Source organism: Acetatifactor sp. (genome assembly GCF_982438285.1).
The window spans coordinates 1-16,081 of sequence record NZ_CEWDFQ010000028.1; the positions used below are offsets into that span (position 1 = coordinate 1).

Below are 16,081 nucleotides of genomic sequence, written 5' to 3' on the forward strand. Positions count from 1 at the left end.
GCAACAGAGGACACACCCTCCTCCACTACTACATCATATACGTTTCCATTAACGGTTATGGTATAATTTTTCATTTTTCATTCCTCCATAAATTTAAGTTTGTTTCAACCGTCTTTAGTATCTGCTTCTTCTGACCTTGCGGATAGAGCGCACCACAAAGCCGTCCGTAGAGGTTTTTCCCTCGCTTGCGGCTATGGCCGCTGCAATCACCGCTATCAGCTCCAGATCATCTGTCTGGGGCGCTGTCTCTTCCAGAACAGCGGTCTGCTGTGCCGGGCTTTCCGCCGCAGGCTTCTTTTCTTCCTTCTCATCCTGATTCTTTTTCCCGGTCTGCAACTTTGCAAACACTCCAAAGCAGCTGATAATCAGACAGATCAGGATCAAAACGCAGAACACAGTGCCCATGCCCACCAGGGTATTCAGGGTTGCACCCATCATCAGCTCGCCCATGGAGGACACTGGATTCAAAGCCGAGGATTCCAGCACCATGAACATATCGTTTGAGAAAATAACCTCTGCTTCCGCATCCTTTTTCTCTCCCTCTACCTGCACATACACGATGATCTGATCGCCGTCGATTCTTCCCTCAGCCTCACCGATAGCAGTTATGCTTCCGATATCCGCCGCGGCGGAATGATAGGACTCTATGGCCGAAGCCAGTGCGTACCCATCCACATTCATGCTGTAGTCATTGCTGAAGATATACTCGATTTCTTCGTTGGTATTCTCCGCAAATGTCTGGGCGGCAGCATCATCCATAAAATTCGCAAGCAGCGGAACCACCCTCTGGGCCGCCAGCTGTTCTGCATAATCCACCTTCTGCTGCTCATATTCTGTCAGCGTCTCTTCGCTTCCGCAGGCTGTCAGACCAAAGATACAGGTAATCATACATATTAGAGCAAAAAATTTCTTCATCTTATAATCACCCTTTCTCTTAGACTGTTCCGTGTTTCTTTGCAGGACGTCCCTCGCTCTTTGTAAATAACATCTCAAAGGCGCCGATCACATATTTTCTGGTGTCGGCAGCATCTACGATCTGATCCACATACCCTCTTTTTGCCGCACTCTTTACATTCAGGGCAAGCTCCTGATATTCCGCAGCCTTCTCGTCTATCACATCCGCCCCCTGGCCGTCATACATAATCTTTGCAGCCAGCCTGCTGTCCATGGTTCCGATCTGTGCATCCGGCCAAGCCATGGTAATGTCCGCACCTATGGCCTTGGAATTCATCACAATGTAAGCCGTGCCATAAGCCTTGCCAATGATCACATTCACCTTGGGAACGGTAGCGTTTGCAAAAGCGTATGTAAGCTTTGCAGCCGCCTTTGCAATGCCCTTTTCAGAGCACATGGTAGCTTCATAGCCCTTTACATTGGTCAGGGTAAGCACCGGAATTCCAAATGCGTCGCAGAAATTCACGAAGTCAGCAGCCTTTTCACAGCCCTTCTTCGTCAGCACCGCGTCCAGCTTCTCGGACACATTGCCCTCGGCATCGAGGACTTCACTGCGGTTTGCCACTGCGCCGATGGTTACGCCGTTTAATTTGAGGAAGCCTGTCACCATATCCTTCGCATAGCCGGCCTTCACCTCAAAGAAGTTATAATTATCCGCAAGCACACGAAGGGCCATCGCAGTATCCCCCACGCAGCCTGCCAGCTCAGCGCTGGCACGGTTCAAATCATCCGTGCAGTCGTCATAATTTAAGTTGTCCTCATTGTTTGCAGGCAGAAATCCAATCAGAGTCCTGATGCCGGACAAAATGGAGGCTTCATCCCCAACCACGTCCACAATGCCGCTCTCCTGAGACTGGAATGCTGCAGAAGAGGAATCGCATTTTGTGATCACATTGCCCGCCAGCGCATTGGGAGAATTTACAAACAGCTTTGCATTTTTCTCCTCCATAAAGGTAAAGTCAGTCAGCGTGGGAAACAGGCCAAGTCCGCCGCCGCAGGTGCCAAAAATGGCAGTGATCTGAGGAATCACTCCGGAGGCCATTGTCTGTTTCAGATAAATTTCACCAAAGGCAGCCAGCGCATCTGTAGCCTCCTGCAGTCTAAGCCCCGCAGAGTCAATCAGGCCAATCACAGGTGCTCCTGTCTTCATCGCCAGATCATAAAGGTTGGAAATCTTTTTCGCATGCATTTCGCCGATGGTTCCGTTCATCACGGCCGCATCCTGGCTGTATACATACACGAGATTACCGTCGATCACTCCGTAGCCGGTAATGCACCCGTCAGAAGGAGTTTCGTTTGGTTTCATGTTAAAATCAGTAGCTCTTGCAGTTACAAGTCCGCCGATTTCAACGAAACTGTTGTCATCGAGTAAAGCAGTAATTCTTTGACTCGCTTTTGAAGTAGTACTCATGCTTTCAGCCCTCCGTTTATAATATGAATAAATAAAAACAAATTAATAGAGGTGGCATTTTTGATTATAAAGCAAATGCCCCCATGATTAACGTCAGTTTAGTATAACACAAAAAAAGCAACTCGCAAAGAACGAATTGCAATTTTTTCACATTTTTTACATTCCTTGTGCTCCTGCAGCCTCCGTTTGCAAAAAACGGCAGCATATTTGCTCCAGGCACCAGGCAAAGTCTATTTTTTCCACAGTTTCCATAGCAATTACAGTATCCGTCCTGTATATGGTGTCATCCACTATGTAATAAATATTCCCCACCACTGTTCCGCTTTCCACAGGGGCTTTCAAATTCTTTTTTATCCGGCATTCCACCTGGATTTCTTCCCCCTCCCGCAAAAGAAGCCCGGAAAGCCCATCCTCATCCTCCTGTACGGAAAGAGGCACAAAAGCCGTCTCCCCTAATATCCGCGTTCTTCCTCCCTCCACAGGGATGGGCGCTAAGTCCCCCTGCGAGATGGCTGTTTCCTGTTCCGAAAAGGCTTGATAGAAATAGGAATCCAGTCCATACTGCATCAGCTCCTTCGTATCACTCCACTTATAATTTTTATTGTTGGGCCACCCGCAGGCCAACAGCGCCACCACAAAGGTTCTGCCCTCGTTTTCAAGGGCTCCCACATAGCAGTACCCCGCCTTGTTGGTAAACCCCGTCTTTCCGCTTAAGGCCCCCGTCATCATATTCAGAAAGGCGTTGTGGTTGGTGCAGGAAAAGCTTCTTCCATTGGCCGAAAAGGAATAGCTGGGAGTCCTGGTGATTTCCAAAAAAGCATCCTTTTTCGGAGACTGCCCCACGCAGTAAGCCATAATCCGCGCAAGCTCCGTGGCCGTGGTGCAGTGCTCCCGCTCCACGGTCTCTCCATTGTTTAATGTAATGGTCTCTGTGGCGTCCAAACCGTTTGGCGTGATAAAATAAGTGTTTTCACACCCCAGCTCCTTCGCCTTGGCATTCATCAGCGAAGCAAATGCCGCAACCGCCATCCTGCTTTCCTCCGTGGTAAAATCCGCTGTGCTTTTATTCTGCAGTTCCTGGGACAGATACCTTTTCCCGATATGTTCCGCCAGCGCAGCTGCCGTATCATTGTGGGATTCCAGCATCAAGGAATAGAGCAGGTCCTTTACAGTGTAGGTCTCTCCCTTTTTCAAATACAGCTTCACCTTGGGCATTCCAGCCGCATAAGAGGAAACCTGCAGCGTATCCTCCATATCCGCGTTTTCCAACACCACAATGCAGGTCATAATCTTTGTTGTGCTGGCCATGGCCATTGGCGTATCCGCGTTTTTCCCATACAGCACTCTTCCCGACTGGGCATCAATCAATGCTGCCGATGCAGCATACAGGGAAAAATCGGGCTGCGCCTCACTATCTTCCTCTTGTCCTGCCCACGCAAAAAGGGGCGCCTGCATGAATAAAAATAATATGCCCGCAAACACCCCTATGATCCAGTTTCGTCCTTTCATAGTCATTACATACTTTCCAGGATTTTCTACTAATATATGTTTTTTCGTTTTGTCCTATTACACATCCAGCTGCAGTGAGACCTCCGCCTCCGCCTGCTGCTTAAACTCCTCGATCTGCACCGGATTTAATTCCGGCAGTTCCTCTAAGCTCTTTACCCCGAAGCTCCTGAGAAACTGCTCCGTGGTTCCAAATAAAAGAGGGCGCCCCGGCGCATCCAGCCTCCCAAGCTCCGTAATCAGATCGTATTCCAAAAGCTTATTGATGGCGTGGTCACAGCTTACTCCCCGCACTCTCTCCACCTCAACCCTGGTAATGGGCTGTTTATAGGCAATGATGGAGAGCGTCTCCAAAACCGTGTCCGTCAGCACAGGCTTTCTTGGATTTTTTGCTATTTTAATCAGATATTCGTACATATCCGGCTTCGTGCACAGCTGAACCGCATTGTCAAACTGTGTCAGCGCAATCCCTCTGTCCTCCTCCTCATAGCGTCTGGACATATCCTTCAAAATTGCATTCGTGGTCTTTACGTCCTCCTCTATCACCTGCGCAAGGCGGCCAATCTCCACAGATTCTCCCATGGCAAACAATACCGCCTCTATCACTGCCTCTGCCTTTGTCCGTTCCATCTATGTATCCGCTCCTATCTGCCGCAGCCTTATGCCACGTTTGAGGTAATCATAATATCGTCAAAAATATTCTCCTGGCTGATCTGGATTTCTCCCAGCTTCATCAGCTCCAGAATAATGAGAAAGGTGACGATCACCTCCATCTTGCTGGACTGCTTTTCCAGCAGCCTGCGAAAGCTGAATTTTTTGTGTTCTCTGGCGTACGCTTCCACATACAGCGTTTTTGCATCCATGTCGATCTCATCCTTTTCGATATTGCCATACTGGCTTCGGATAGGATCAATCTTGTCCTCCTGACGCTTGATCATGGATTTAAAAATTTCATGCAGCTTGTTTAATGTCATATCGCCCACAAGCTCCTGGTAATCAATGGGGGGCTTATAGGCGGCCACCTCCTTTGGGAGGCTCTGGCTGCGGTACATGCTTCTGCCCGCATCCACCTGTCTGTCCCTGAGCTCCAGAGACATATACTTATACATCTTGTACTCCAAAAGCTTCTGTACCAGCTCCGCTCTTGGGTCCTCTTCTTCCCCTTCCTCGTTGACCTCCTTGGGCAGCAGCATTCTGCACTTAATGTCGATCAGCGTGGCAGCCATCACCAGAAATTCACTCATCACATTCATATCTCTTTGCTGCATCTGCTTGATATAATCCAGATACTGCTCGGTAATCTCCACAATGGGAATATCGTAGATATCAATTTTATTCTTGTCAATCAGATGAAGCAGCAGGTCCAAAGGGCCTTCAAACACTTCCAGTTTTACCGGTATCGCCATAATCAGTCCTCCCTGCGTCCGTTTTCTTTCCCCCGGGCGGTACAAGATCCACCACCAGCACCTCTGCGGGATTAAAAAGCCGGATAGGTATGGTGTGCATTCCCAGCCCTCTGCTTAAAAGCATGGAAGAATCGCCCTGTCTGAAAAGTCCGCCGTCGTATTTGGGAAAAAGACGGATTCCGGGAGACACCACACCCTTTCCCCAGAAAGGGATTCTAACCATGCCGCCATGTACATGTCCGGAAAGCACAAGATCAGCCCCCCATTCTGCATACTGGGGAAAATAATCAGGATTATGGGCAATCAAGATATTATAGTTTGCCCTGTCTATCCTTCCCAGAATGCTTTCCAGGTAATCACCTTCCATTTTCTGGACCCGGAACCTTTTATAATACTGCTTGTCTATCTGGGAACCATATATCACCACTCCCGCCTCCGGCAGAGAGACATGTTCATTTACCAGCAGACAAATTCCCATTTTTCGCAGCGCCTTTTCGTACTGCTCTCCCAAATCTCCATATTTGGAAGGATACAGTTTCAGCCGGTGCTCGTGATTGCCATTTCCATAATAGATGGGATACAAAGCCGCAAGCGCTTCCAGAAAATGCAGCGCAGCCTCCGGACTTTTCCCCGGTTTCGCGGTGAGCATATCTCCCGCCACAAGAATAAAGTCCGGTTTGCACTCTTCGATAGCTGCAAGCAGCCTTCCATTGTTCCTTCCATATTGCTTGTTATGCAGATCCGCCAGCACCACGAAGCGACAGCCTTTCTTTATGCGTGCATCCTCCATTCTGTACCTTGCCACCACAAACCGGTTGCTGTCGTAAAGCAGCACCCAAAGGCAGATCAGCGCAAGAACGCCTATTATCGTAATCAACAGATTTATCATGGTATCCTCACAAAGCCTTCGCCCTTTACAGCGTTCTTTCTATTTTAGCACACTTAACCCGTTTACAAAAGGAAAAATAAAAATATTTTTTTCAGATAATCAAAATAGCCCGCTTTTTCAATGCTTTCCGCATACAGAATGGGAATGCTGCCAAGCTCTTCTCCATTTAAAAGATAACGGGCTCTCCCGGCCTCGCTCCCCTCCTCCAGGGGAGCCTTTGCTGTTTCGGGCAGTTCAATGACCTTTTCCACTCCGGAAAGGGCATTTCCCTGAATATCCAGATACCTGAATTCCCCGGCATATTTCACATCCACCTGCTCCTTTACGCCCCCTTCCACCAAAAGGGGCTCCAGTGCATCCTGATTTTCGTCTATGTATAGATCACAGACGCTGTAGCCGTAATTCAGTAATGTCTGTGCATCCTGAAAACGCACCTTGTAATCCGGCGCGGCCATGACCACAGCAATCAGGTCAATGCCATCCTTGCTGGCCGTAGCAGACAGACAATATTTTGCTTTTGCGGTGGACCCCGTTTTCAGTCCCGTGGCCCATTGATATTGCTTCAAAAGCTTATTGGTGCTGGTCAGCGTAAAAATGCTGCTCCCCTGGCTGGTTACATGGGTGATATCCTCCATCCATATCTTTGTATAATCATAGACCTGGGGATATTTTGTGATCAGCTCTCTTGACATCAAGGCCACATCCTTGGCCGAGGAATAATGATTGTCGGAATTGGTCAGCCCACAGCAGTCCTCAAAATGAGTATCCACCATGCCAAGCTCCGCAGCCTTCTCGTTCATCAGCCCCACAAAGGCCTCCTCGCTGCCCGCTATATGCTCCGCCACAGCCACACTTGCATCATTTCCGGATGCAACGGCGATACATTTTAACATAGTATCAAGGGTCTGCACCTCTCCAGCCGCCAAAAACACCTGAGATCCTCCCATGGAGCTTGCGTACTCGCTGGTAACCACCTCATCCTCCAGACTGATTTTTCCGGCTTCGATCTGTTCAAAAGCAAGAAGCAGCGTCATAATCTTCGTGATGCTTGCCGGACTTCTGCGCTCCGAGGCGTTTTGCTCATAGATCACCTGCCCCGTGGATGCCTCTATCAGGATGGCGGACGGCGCAGATATGCTGATATCTGCATAAACCGTTTTGTCCATACACAGAAACATCACAAAGCACAGACAAAAGGCCGCTATTCTCCGTTTCCCATACATAAAAAAAGCCACGCTCCCCTATTTTCTTCTAGTATAGAATATGGGAGTGCGGCCTCAGATATTCCTTCCGGCAGGGATTAATACCACCTGGCAATAATGGAACAGCATCTGTCCACAAACTGCTTTTTCTTTTCCTTCACGTCAATGTGAAATGCCTTCATCAGCTGGATCACATAATCCACCGCTACAATCAGCAAAATCACATGCAGCGCCCGGACTCCCTGATCAAACCTCACGGAATCAATCAGGCGATATACCGCCATGTTCAGAAACTGCACGATTCCTATGGCATAAAACCCCCAGCAGACAGTACTCTCCAGACAGATAATACCCTGAAAATTAAAGGGCTTTTCATTATAGTCCCACCAGAGCTTTCCAAACAGCCGGATCATGGCCCGGCCCACCAGGTACTCAAAGACAGTGGCCAGAAACGCCCCTGCCAGATAAAGCTTTATGTATTGTCCTTTCAGAGGACAAAGCAAAAGATAGCCGATCACAGCGCCAAAGCCGTAGATCGGACAAAAAGGACTTTTTGCAAACCCTCTGTTGGTCAGCCTGCGGTTGCAGAAGGACATATAGACAGACTCTACAAACCAGCCCAGAATGCTGTATACCGCAAATGCCGCTACCAGATGATAAACATCCGTCCCAAACAACTCTCTTGTCCACACGACAGTCCACCCCTCAGTATTTTTTGCAGACTTATTTCTCCTGTAACTACAAAGTCCTCAGTCGTAACCGGCCAAGGACTTTTGTGGATTAGTTATATTTACGTTTTCTTGCTGCTTCAGATTTTTTCTTGCGTTTTACGCTTGGCTTCTCGTAATGCTCTCTCTTACGAATCTCCCGCTGAATACCAGCCTTCGCGCAGCTTCTTTTAAAGCGGCGTAAAGCGCTATCCAAAGTCTCGTTCTCTTTTACGATTACGTTTGACATGACTACACCCGACCTCCCTTCAGTCCCTCTAGTAACATGACTGATTGGGTTATTCTTTATGTACAGTGTTTTACCACGTGCACACTTAACATTATAACACAAAAAAGTTATTCGTCAACTATTTTTTTAAAATTTTACCCTGCCGCCACAGCCACTGCCAGCTTCAGGACACCGGCAAGCAGCATCACAAGGATGGGATTCCTTTTCCATTTTTTCAGCAGTGCAAAGCTGACAATAAAAATAACAACCAGACTCCAGCTGGTGCCTGCAGGCGTAACGGCTCCATCGTTTCCCCAAAAAGCCGATACAAGAATAGAAATTCCTGCAGATGCTATCATTGCCACAACCGCCGGGCGGAGCGTAGTCAGCACACTCTGCAATACATTCATACTGCGATATTTTAGATAAAGCCGTGCAAGCAAAGTGACGATGACGCAGGAGGGCAGGATACATCCCGCCGTCGCCACAATAGCTCCCGGGATGCCGGCAATTTTTATTCCCACAAAGGTAGCGGAGTTGACAGCAATAGGGCCGGGCGTCATTTGGGAAATGGTAATCAGGTCGGTAAACTCTGACATACTCAGCCATCCGTGTGATGTTACAATCTCTCCCTGTATCAGAGGCATTGCGGCATAACCGCCCCCAAAGCTGAATAGGCCAATCTGTAGAAAGCTCAAAAAAAGCTGTAGATAAATCATTTTGCCTTCCTCCTTTTTTGTACCAATGCCCGTATCACTCCAATCACAATGCAAATCAAGACCACATAAACCACATTGATTTCCAAAAAGCAGGTTGCCACAAAGGCAGCCGCCATAATCAAAATTGAGGACAACTGTTTCCCATGGATAACGCCCGCTCCCATTTCAAAGACCACCGCCGCGATGACTGCCCCCACTCCCGCCTGCATGCCTTCCAAAACCTGGCTGACAATAAAATTGTCCCGAAAGGCATTATAAAATACGGAGATCAGAGAAATGATGACAAATGGTGGAATAATTGTAGCGATAATAGCAGTGGCCGCGCCAGCCATGCCGGCCAGCTTATACCCCACCACAATGGCGCCGTTGACAGCAATAGCGCCAGGGGATGACTGGGCGATTGCAATCAAATCCAGCATTTCATTTTCTTCAATCCAATGGTATTCATCTACAAACTTTTTCTTCATCAGCGTTACAATGACGTAACCGCCGCCAAAAGTAAAAGCGCTCAAATAGAGAGTGGAAATAAATACTTTTAATAAAACCTCTTTTTTACTTTTCATCTTTCCTCCATTCCGAAGTGTTCTGCGCTGGTGCAGGCGCACCAAAGCTCAGCTTCTGCGCCGCTTTTCTCTTGTAAGTATAGTACATCTTGACAGATAAAGAAAATACTATTACTCTATAATTACCATAGGTAATTTATTATTATAGGAAAAAGCTATGACCCTTCGACACATGAAAATATTTGTGGCTGTTTTTAAGCACAGCAATATCACAAAAGCCGCCAAAGAGCTGCATCTTGCGCAGCCCTCCGTAAGCGTTGCCATAAAGGAATTAGAGGAATACTATGGCGTGCGGCTGTTTGAAAGAATCGGGAGGCGTATTTTTCCGTCGGAATGCGGAAAAGAATTTTTTGATTACGCCCTTCACATCGTTTCTCTTTTTGAGGATATGGAAAAGAAAATAAAAAACTGGGATCAGTCCGGGGCTCTCCGCGTGGGCACAAGCATCACAATCGGAACCCATATGCTTCCTCTGCTGATTCAGCAATATCAGCTCCAATATCCTGAATTGAAAATAGAAGCATTCATAAGCAGATCCAGCGATATCGAACAAAAAATCCTGGACAACTCCATCGATATCGGCTTGATCGAAACCAGGCCTGAGCATACTGAAATCCATTCGGTTCCCTTTATGGAGGACACTATGTGCGCCATCGTTTCCTGCACCCATCCCCTGGCCGGGCAAAAATCCACTACCCTCTCACAGTTAGCCGAATTTCCGTTTCTCATGCGGGAAAAGGGAAGCGCCGGAAGAGAGCTTTTGGACGCGTGCTTTTCTCTTCTTCAGTTATCTGTCTCTCCCATATGGGAAAGCGCAAGCACACAAGCTATTGTCAAAGGCGTTGCAGGCGGAATCGGAGTGGCGGTACTTCCTTATCTTCTTGTGGAAAGGGACATCCAGCAAAATGTTGTCAAAATGCTGCCCCTCAAACCGCCACTGCAGCGGGAATTAAATATCATTTACCACAAGAGCAAATATCTCACACCAAACATGAATACCTTTATTGCTCTGTGCAAAAATTATGGCAGGAAGGACTAGCCCTTCCTGCCATAAATCATTTTACAGCAAATTGCTGTGGGATATTTCTGCTCCCCCGCTTCTTCAGGAAAGCTGCGTCTCCAGCACCTTTGCAGCCTCCGCTATGGCAGCGGGAATGCCCGCCGGATTTTTTCCGCCGGCCTGGGCCATATTGGGACGGCCTCCGCCGCCTCCACCCACCAGGGCGGCAATACCCTTGATCAGATTGCCTGCATGGGCGCCAGCCTTCAGAGGAGCATCCGTTACCATGGCGATTATATTCACCTTTCCGCCCTGATTGGAAAGCAGCACTACAACGCCCTCACCCAGCTTTTCCTTCAGCTGGTCTCCCAGCTCTCTCAAGCCGTTCATATCCACATTGTCCACGCTGGCTGCCAGCAGCTTTACGCCCTTTATCTCCACCACACTGTCCATAACGTTTCCCAGAGCCTCCTTTGCCGCCTTGCTCTTTAAGGATTCGTTCTCGGACGAAAGCGCCTTCACCTGGGTGGTCACATGCTCGCACTTTTCCACAAGAGCCGCCGGAGACGTCTTCAAAATCCTGCAGGCCTCCTCCAGAATCTGCTCCAGATTCCGGTAATAGGCAAAAACGCCATTTCCTGTCAGCGCCTCGATTCTGCGCACCCCTGCCGCAACACCGTTTTCAGAAACAATCTTAAAGGCCGTTATTGCTCCGGTGTTTGCCACATGGGTTCCGCCGCAAAGCTCTGTGGAAAAATCTCCCATCTTTACCACACGGACCTTCTCTCCGTACTTTTCCCCGAAAAGCGCCATGGCTCCTGTCTGTTTTGCCTCCTCCAGAGTCATGATCTGGGTAACCACAGGAAGATTTTCCGCAATCTGTTCGTTGACAAGCTCCTCTACCTTCCTGATCTCCTCTGGCGTCATAGGTGCAAAATGGCTGAAATCAAAGCGCAGTCTTTCGCCGTCCACATAGGAGCCGTTCTGCTCCACATGGGTGCCCAGCACTTCTCTTAAAGCCTTCTGCAGCAGATGGGTGGCGCTGTGGTTTTTACAGGTATCCGCCCTTCTTTTGGCGTCCACTGTCAGGGAAACCGTATCGCCCACCTTGAGCATTCCCTTGGTTACCCTGCCGATATGTCCTACCTTTCCTCCCAAAAGATGAATGGTTTCCTTTACCTCAAAGCTGCCGTCTGCAGTGACGATAGTGCCAGTATCCCCGTTTTGTCCTCCCATGGTTGCATAAAAGGGAGTTTCCTCCACGATCACAGTACCCGTCTGCCCGTCGGTAAGCGCCTCCACAAGCTCCGTCTCAGTGGTCAGCACCGTAATTCTGGAATCGTGCTTAAGTCTGTCATATCCCACGAATTCCGTGGTGATGGCGGGATCGATGGACTCATAGACCGTCACATCAGCCCCCATATAATTGGTCCCCTTTCTTGCCTTGCGGGCCTGTTCTTTCTGTTTTTCCATACATGCGCCAAAGCCCGCCTGATCCACGCCAAAGCCCTTCTCTGACAGAATTTCCTCCGTCAGGTCCAGAGGAAAGCCATAGGAGTCATACAGCTTAAAGGCATTATCTCCCGGAAGCTCAGAGACACCCGCTTTCTTCATCTCCTCTTCCATCTCATTTAAAATGCTCAGGCCCTGGTCGATGGTTTTGTCAAATTTGTCCTCCTCCTGGGTCAGCACATTTAAAATAAAGGCCTGCTTTTCCTCCAGCTCAGGGTAGCCGTCCTTGCACTCGTCAATGACGGTCTGGCTCAAGCTTGCAAGAAACTTTCCTTCAATTCCCAGAAGCCTTCCATGTCTGGCCGCTCTTCTGATCAGACGGCGCAGCACATAGCCCCTGCCCTCGTTGGAGGGCATGATGCCGTCGCTGATCATAAAGGTGGAGGAACGAATATGGTCCGTAATCAGACGGATGGACACGTCCTTGGCCTCGTCCTTCTGATATTCCACTCCCGCGATCTGGCAGATGCGGTCTCTGATTGCCTTCATGGTGTCGATGTCAAAAACGGATTCCACATCCTGCACCACCACCGCAAGACGCTCCAGCCCCATGCCCGTATCAATGTTCTTCTGTGCCAGCTCCGTATAGTGTCCATGCCCGTCATTGTCAAACTGGGTGAATACGTTGTTCCACACCTCCATGAACCGGTCACAGTCACAGCCCACCTTACAGTCCGGCTTTCCGCAGCCGTACTTGATTCCTCTGTCATAATAGATTTCAGAGCAAGGACCACAGGGACCTGCGCCGTGCTCCCAGAAATTATCGCACTTACCGTTCTCGTCCCGGTAAAAACGGGTAATTTTTTCTTCCGGCACTCCGATTTCCTTTGTCCAGATTTCAAAGGCTTCATCATCCTCACAATAAATGGAGGGATACAGCCTCTCCGGATCCATGCCTACCACCTGGGTGAGAAACTCCCAGCTCCATGCAATGGCCTCATGCTTAAAATAATCCCCAAAGGAAAAATTTCCAAGCATCTCAAAAAAGGTCAGATGTCTGGCTGTCTTTCCTACATTTTCAATATCTCCGGTCCGCACACATTTCTGGCAGGTGGTCACCCTTCTTCTGGGCGGTATCTCCTGACCGGTAAAATAAGGCTTTAAGGGCGCCATGCCTGAATTGATGATCAAAAGGCTGTTGTCATTGTGAGGCACCAGCGAAAAGCTCTTCATCTTCAGATGCCCCTTGCTCTCGAAAAAATCAAGAAACATCCTCCGCAGTTCGTTTACACCATATGCTTTCATGGGATTTATCCTCCTATTTGCGTTTCCTTACGTTTTATCATTATATCTGTCTCCCTTGTCCCCGTCAAGAGACGGTTTCTTTAAGTCCAAAAGGCAAGCTGGTAGTAAAAGGTATAAAACACAGAGGGCGCCGTGTCCGCCAGACGCTCCGCGTTATCCGTAAACAGCAGCATCAGATAAAAGGCCATGGTTACGGCGAAGGCCGCATTTTGCCCCAGCCGCAGCAGATGAATTCTGTCCGGCATTTCCCGATTGTACTGCCAGGCCGAAAACCACGCAGTCAGGGCTCCCAGATAAAAGAGCCATCCAAAATCGCTGAAATACCGAAGCAGCACACCCGCAGCCTGGGCGTCCACACACACCACCAAAAATCCCAGAACCACAGACATAAAGGCAAAAGCATATACGGACCTTTTGGGAAACCACTTTCTCTTTCCCAAAAAACAAAGCCCCAAAAATGCCATGAGATTCACCGGAAAAAATCCGCCGAAGGTTCCTTCTGTTATGGCTTTTCCCATGTAGGAGGTCCACTGGGACACCTGCTGTATATAGGGAAATTTTGCAGAAAGACTGGGCGGCTGAAACAAATAAACGAAAAACGCCTGAGGAAGCCTTCCCAGATCAACGCCCCGCCTTGTCATATCATTTGTGGTAAGATTATAGGTGGCTCCGAAATCAAAGGGCGAGCCGAAACGCCTGTAATTGTACAGCATGAGAAAGGCGCCCACCGCCACATAGGGCAAAAAGGCAAGCAAGGTCTTCCCCCAGGTTTTCCTGGAAAACAGCAGCCTCTTTTGAAAGACAGCTTCCCAATAGATCGGGAAAATCAAAAGAGAGCCCAAAAGAAGCTGGGGCCTGCAGCCGGCCACAAGAGCCATGGACAAACACCCTGTGACAAGCTTCCATGTGGTCACCTGGTTTTCCTTCAATGAGGAAATAAAACAGCCGATTCCAAACACAGACAGGGTTATCCCCAGCAGAATGGGAAGGGAATAAAAATCAGGCCTTCTCATGATAGTTAACGCCCCACAGCCGTTTATCATCAGCAGTGTTCCCAGAAGCCAGCCTGCGTAGGGAATGCTTCCCTTAAAATATCTGCGCACCAGATTTGCGGAAAGCCAAAATGTCGCCAGAATAAACCCCGCCCCGGTTATCAGCACCCCAAGTCTTGTGGGAAAAGGGGTTCCCGTCACCAGATACCAGGGCAGATAAAACAAAAGCACCGGCACAATGCCAAAATACACATAGTATTTGCCGTTATAGTAAGCCACATCCCAAAGGTAGCTTTCCCCCGCGCCCTCCGTTATTTTCTGCCGCATGGCATAATCATATGGATTTTCCATGGACGCCAAAGACGCCGGCGGCGTATCCTCCAAATAAAGCTGTCCCTTGGACAAGGCAACCGCCAGCTTGTGATACTGCATATGATGCTCCCATTCCACATCCCCAAACACCGGATTCAAAAACGCCGCTCCCACAAAGAGTCCAATCTGCAAAAGAACCGCCGCGAGGGTGATCCGCCTCTGAGACCAGGAATCCGCCGCCTGCATCTCTTTGTAATATTTCCCCCTTGCAGAAGCAAACGCCAAAAACCAAATGGTCAGTGTCAGCACAAAAAAGCGCAGCAGGGAAAAATTCACAGGTATTTTGGGATTTAATATCAGCTCGTCAATTTGAATGATGTCTCCCTGGCCTGCAGCCAGAAAAATCACAAGACTTTTGCACTCCCCCGACAGATGAAGCTTTAAATACTGGCTTCTTGGGACGTCCTTCAAAATCTGCCGGTCCGGCAGCACATAATAATCCTGGTTTGCCTCGTCCGCGGCATACACAGACACAGTAGTGACCTCTTCGGTTTCCTTTCCCTCCGGGTTAAGCCTGGTAAAGGAAATTTTAATCGCATTCAGCTTTTCGTTGATCTGGGGTATCTCCAGGCGAAGGGACTCCGCCACCGTAATGCTGCCATCCGCATTCCATTCACCGCCTGCATAAATGCGTACATTTTCCGCCTCTTTCGGCTGATTAAAGGCCGTAAGGAGGCTGGAGTACTGGAAAAGGGTCAGCTCCAGCAATAAAGCCAGCACAATTGCCTTCCACCATCTGCCCATGTATCATTCATCCTCCTGCTCCAGCATCTCGTTGAGCTCCTCCCTGGCGGTTTCAATTTCCTCATGCTTTCCCTTTTTCAGTGCAGTCTCAAAAGCCGTAATATAAAAATCCAGCTTTTTCCTGCGTTCGCCTAAGGATTCCTCGTACATTCTCTCCGCCCGAAGCAGCACCAGCCTGTTCTCCTCGTAATCCCTGGGCTGGATTTTCAGGTAGGCCAGCTCCTCCATGCGCTTTGCAATCTCCTCGTCGGTCATCTCATTGTCCTGGCCCTTGATAATCAGCTTCTGGCTTAAGCCGGTGGAAACCACCTTTACCTCCACCTCCAAAAGGGAATTGATATCATAGGTGTAGGTCACATCCACCGCCTCCTTCCCCTTGGGCCCCGGCGGAACCGGTATTTCCAGCTCACCCAGATACAGATTGTTGCGTGCAAAGCGGCTTTCCCCCTGAAGCACCCGTACGCGCACCTTCTCCTGATTGTCTCTGGCGGTGTAAAGCCGTTCCGTGTGGCTTGCGGGAATCACGGTATTGCGCTCTATAATAGGACAGAATCTCCCATCCTCAAATTTTCCCTCTTCATACTCCACTACAATCTCCGTGCCCAGCGTAAAGGAGCATACATCTGTAAG

Annotated in this window: 15 protein-coding genes; 1 reads left to right on the forward strand and 14 read right to left on the reverse strand. The window is 49.0% G+C overall.

Annotated elements, in window-relative coordinates:
* Window positions 1-114 precede the first annotated feature (114 nt).
* The 11 genes from AC1WIP_RS02610 to AC1WIP_RS02660 form a co-directional block, all read right to left on the reverse strand.
* Window positions 115-915: an OadG family protein gene (locus AC1WIP_RS02610; protein ID WP_481140348.1), complete on the reverse strand. Its 801-nt coding sequence runs from the start codon at window positions 913-915 to the stop codon at window positions 115-117.
* Window positions 916-934: 19 nt separating this feature from the next.
* On the reverse strand, window positions 935-2,365 hold the full coding sequence (locus AC1WIP_RS02615; protein ID WP_481140349.1) for an acyl-CoA carboxylase subunit beta: 1,431 nt from the start codon (window positions 2,363-2,365) through the stop codon (window positions 935-937).
* 156 nt (window positions 2,366-2,521) lie between these two features.
* Window positions 2,522-3,880 carry a D-alanyl-D-alanine carboxypeptidase family protein gene (locus AC1WIP_RS02620; protein ID WP_481140350.1) on the reverse strand — a complete coding sequence of 453 codons (1,359 nt, stop codon included), beginning with the start codon at window positions 3,878-3,880 and terminating at the stop codon, window positions 2,522-2,524.
* Window positions 3,881-3,931: 51 nt separating this feature from the next.
* The gene (scpB, locus tag AC1WIP_RS02625) at window positions 3,932-4,501 is read right to left on the reverse strand and encodes an SMC-Scp complex subunit ScpB (RefSeq protein WP_318704016.1); all 570 of its coding nucleotides are present in this window, start codon (window positions 4,499-4,501) and stop codon (window positions 3,932-3,934) included.
* A 29-nt stretch (window positions 4,502-4,530) separates the two neighbouring features.
* A complete protein-coding gene (locus AC1WIP_RS02630) occupies window positions 4,531-5,277 on the reverse strand; it encodes a segregation and condensation protein A (protein WP_481140351.1) in 747 nt (248 codons plus the stop codon).
* Window positions 5,246-6,166 (reverse strand): metallophosphoesterase, encoded by a 921-nt coding sequence (locus AC1WIP_RS02635; RefSeq protein WP_481140352.1) that lies wholly within the window; start codon window positions 6,164-6,166, stop codon window positions 5,246-5,248. Before AC1WIP_RS02635 ends, AC1WIP_RS02630 begins: the two co-directional genes overlap by 32 nt.
* A 62-nt stretch (window positions 6,167-6,228) precedes the next feature.
* Complete coding sequence (locus AC1WIP_RS02640) at window positions 6,229-7,389, reverse strand: D-alanyl-D-alanine carboxypeptidase family protein (RefSeq protein ID WP_481140353.1); 1,161 nt, start codon at window positions 7,387-7,389, stop codon at window positions 6,229-6,231.
* Between the two features lie 77 nt (window positions 7,390-7,466).
* Complete coding sequence (locus tag AC1WIP_RS02645; RefSeq protein ID WP_481140354.1) at window positions 7,467-8,060, reverse strand: putative ABC transporter permease; 594 nt, start codon at window positions 8,058-8,060, stop codon at window positions 7,467-7,469.
* Window positions 8,061-8,148: 88 nt separating this feature from the next.
* Complete coding sequence (rpsU, locus tag AC1WIP_RS02650; RefSeq protein WP_481140355.1) at window positions 8,149-8,325, reverse strand: 30S ribosomal protein S21; 177 nt, start codon at window positions 8,323-8,325, stop codon at window positions 8,149-8,151.
* A 134-nt stretch (window positions 8,326-8,459) separates the two neighbouring features.
* Entirely contained in the window at window positions 8,460-9,023 is a 564-nt protein-coding gene (locus AC1WIP_RS02655; protein ID WP_481140356.1) for a chromate transporter, read from the reverse strand.
* Window positions 9,020-9,586, reverse strand: coding sequence for a chromate transporter (locus AC1WIP_RS02660; RefSeq protein WP_481140357.1), 567 nt, complete (start codon window positions 9,584-9,586; stop codon window positions 9,020-9,022). Before AC1WIP_RS02660 ends, AC1WIP_RS02655 begins: the two co-directional genes overlap by 4 nt.
* Window positions 9,587-9,743: 157 nt before the next feature.
* On the opposite strand from AC1WIP_RS02660, the gene AC1WIP_RS02665 reads away from it, so the two are divergent.
* A complete protein-coding gene (locus tag AC1WIP_RS02665; protein WP_481140358.1) occupies window positions 9,744-10,625 on the forward strand; it encodes a LysR family transcriptional regulator in 882 nt (293 codons plus the stop codon).
* 63 nt (window positions 10,626-10,688) lie between these two features.
* Here AC1WIP_RS02665 and alaS read toward each other — a convergent pair whose 3' ends face one another.
* The 3 genes from alaS to AC1WIP_RS02680 form a co-directional block, all read right to left on the reverse strand.
* Window positions 10,689-13,343, reverse strand: a complete 2,655-nt coding sequence (gene alaS, locus AC1WIP_RS02670) for an alanine--tRNA ligase (protein WP_481140359.1) — start codon at window positions 13,341-13,343, stop codon at window positions 10,689-10,691.
* An 80-nt stretch (window positions 13,344-13,423) separates the two neighbouring features.
* Window positions 13,424-15,451, reverse strand: a complete 2,028-nt coding sequence (locus AC1WIP_RS02675; RefSeq protein ID WP_481140360.1) for a hypothetical protein — start codon at window positions 15,449-15,451, stop codon at window positions 13,424-13,426.
* Window positions 15,452-15,454: 3 nt separating this feature from the next.
* A partial coding sequence (locus tag AC1WIP_RS02680; RefSeq protein ID WP_481140361.1) for an Hsp70 family protein occupies window positions 15,455-16,081 on the reverse strand: 627 nt, incomplete at its 5' end.

Excerpts from the sequence above, each read along its gene's own strand:
- AC1WIP_RS02675 (WP_481140360.1), bottom strand. The coding sequence starts at position 15,451 with ATGGGCAGATGGTGGAAGGCAATTGTGCTGGCTTTATTGCTGGAGCTG.
- rpsU (WP_481140355.1), bottom strand. The coding sequence starts at position 8,325 with ATGTCAAACGTAATCGTAAAAGAGAACGAGACTTTGGATAGCGCTTTA.
- AC1WIP_RS02665 (WP_481140358.1), top strand. The coding sequence starts at position 9,744 with ATGACCCTTCGACACATGAAAATATTTGTGGCTGTTTTTAAGCACAGC.
- AC1WIP_RS02635 (WP_481140352.1), bottom strand. The coding sequence starts at position 6,166 with ATGATAAATCTGTTGATTACGATAATAGGCGTTCTTGCGCTGATCTGC.
- AC1WIP_RS02630 (WP_481140351.1), bottom strand. The coding sequence starts at position 5,277 with ATGGCGATACCGGTAAAACTGGAAGTGTTTGAAGGCCCTTTGGACCTG.
- AC1WIP_RS02660 (WP_481140357.1), bottom strand. The coding sequence starts at position 9,586 with ATGAAAAGTAAAAAAGAGGTTTTATTAAAAGTATTTATTTCCACTCTC.
- AC1WIP_RS02615 (WP_481140349.1), bottom strand. The coding sequence starts at position 2,365 with ATGAGTACTACTTCAAAAGCGAGTCAAAGAATTACTGCTTTACTCGAT.
- AC1WIP_RS02620 (WP_481140350.1), bottom strand. The coding sequence starts at position 3,880 with ATGACTATGAAAGGACGAAACTGGATCATAGGGGTGTTTGCGGGCATA.
- AC1WIP_RS02610 (WP_481140348.1), bottom strand. The coding sequence starts at position 915 with ATGAAGAAATTTTTTGCTCTAATATGTATGATTACCTGTATCTTTGGT.
- scpB (WP_318704016.1), bottom strand. The coding sequence starts at position 4,501 with ATGGAACGGACAAAGGCAGAGGCAGTGATAGAGGCGGTATTGTTTGCC.
- AC1WIP_RS02655 (WP_481140356.1), bottom strand. The coding sequence starts at position 9,023 with ATGATTTATCTACAGCTTTTTTTGAGCTTTCTACAGATTGGCCTATTC.
- alaS (WP_481140359.1), bottom strand. The coding sequence starts at position 13,343 with ATGAAAGCATATGGTGTAAACGAACTGCGGAGGATGTTTCTTGATTTT.
- AC1WIP_RS02640 (WP_481140353.1), bottom strand. The coding sequence starts at position 7,389 with ATGTATGGGAAACGGAGAATAGCGGCCTTTTGTCTGTGCTTTGTGATG.